The organism is Patescibacteria group bacterium (assembly GCA_024654625.1).
Lineage (GTDB): Bacteria > Patescibacteriota > Minisyncoccia.
Genome location: JANLHB010000001.1, coordinates 1 through 1,319, shown reverse-complemented (window position 1 = coordinate 1,319; position 1,319 = coordinate 1). Strand labels below are relative to the sequence as shown.

Sequence of the window (1,319 nt, the reverse complement as noted above, 5' to 3'; positions counted from 1 at the left end):
ATATTATGATTTTCTCTCTGGTTTTCATGCCTATATTATCCAAAAAAACAACCCTATTACATTTTTAATATAATTAAAGAGGATAGACAATGCTCCATCCTTTAAAACTGAGTACAGAGTAATAATAAGGTTACTCACCATTAAAATCAATGAAAAAGGTACTTAAAAGATATTGCTTAATCTACGATAAGACTATCAAGCTTATAAGCCAGGTCGGACATATAAGAGTCTGAGAAAAAACAAAAACTTGACAATCTTCCACATCCGTATTATTATGACCGTAATTCTAATCAACCTTAATGAAGGTTTTATTATGAAAACCTTGTCTCTTTCAGAAGCAAAAATGAAGTTAAGCAGCCTCGTAGAAACTGTCAGTGCCACCGACAAAGCGGTAGTAATTACAAAAAACGGGTCACCCGCCGCTGTTCTGGTAAGTCCGGACGAATTTGAAAGCTGGAAGGAAACTATTGCTATTCGTACGGATGTGCCGTTAATGCAGGAAATAAAAAAAGGTTTAAAGGCTTTAAAAAGTAAGAAAGCAAAGCTCTATACACTCGATGAACTTATCGGGTAATATATTCCGCAAATGAAGCAACCCATAAGAAAACTCAAAGTTCCTGATATTGTAGCGACACTCATACGGAACTTGCATCCACATCTTAAGAAAAAAAACCAAGACATCCTTACAGGCAAGAAGCTCATTGAGATTATTGCCATAGGCCCGCGGGAATGTATCTATGGGGAAACTTTCCGGTTACTTAAGAACATGGATTAATACAGAATATCTTTCTTTTAAAAAAAACTAGAGAAACAGATTGTGCCAAGTGGCGAGATGTAACGCCTGATTTACAAGTGGGACAGGGATGACCTTTGCAAAGTTGAATCTTTAATCGGGGAGAAAGTTCTTCTCATTTTATATGCTGAAATAAAGAGCATTGTTCTTATCGGCAGGCATATGGAGACGGCTATTTCTGTCGCTGCTCAATGAGGCAAGAGATTTATGATAAGTACAAAGTCTAGGTACGAACGTTTAATAGACAAATATAGCGGGTGCGTAAACGTGACCCAGAAAAGGAAAGACTCTATGGCTATGGAACAGGGGAAGATTGATTTAAAGAAAGAACAGCAGGCGTCCTTGACTCGGACGCGGTATAAGTATTCATTGGCGGCGAAATGTTTTTTTGTGACGATGGATTGGATTACAGGGAAAAAAGTGACCTTGGCCAAAACAAAGCTCATTGAAATTCTGGCAAGCATTCCTTACCGGGCCTGGGAAGTCCGTCAATATGGGCGGTTGACGCGCCTCTTTCGAAAAAAAG

Annotated in this window: 2 protein-coding genes; both read left to right on the top strand. The window is 38.5% G+C overall.

Annotated features, from left to right (window positions below; translation table 11 throughout):
• Positions 1 to 313: 313 nt before the first annotated feature.
• Positions 314 to 574: a type II toxin-antitoxin system Phd/YefM family antitoxin gene (locus NUV40_00010; protein MCR4342276.1), complete on the top strand. Its 261-nt coding sequence runs from the start codon at positions 314 to 316 to the stop codon at positions 572 to 574.
• Between the two features lie 510 nt (positions 575 to 1,084).
• The coding region (locus NUV40_00005) for a hypothetical protein (GenBank protein MCR4342275.1) at positions 1,085 to 1,319 on the top strand (235 nt) is incomplete at its 3' end.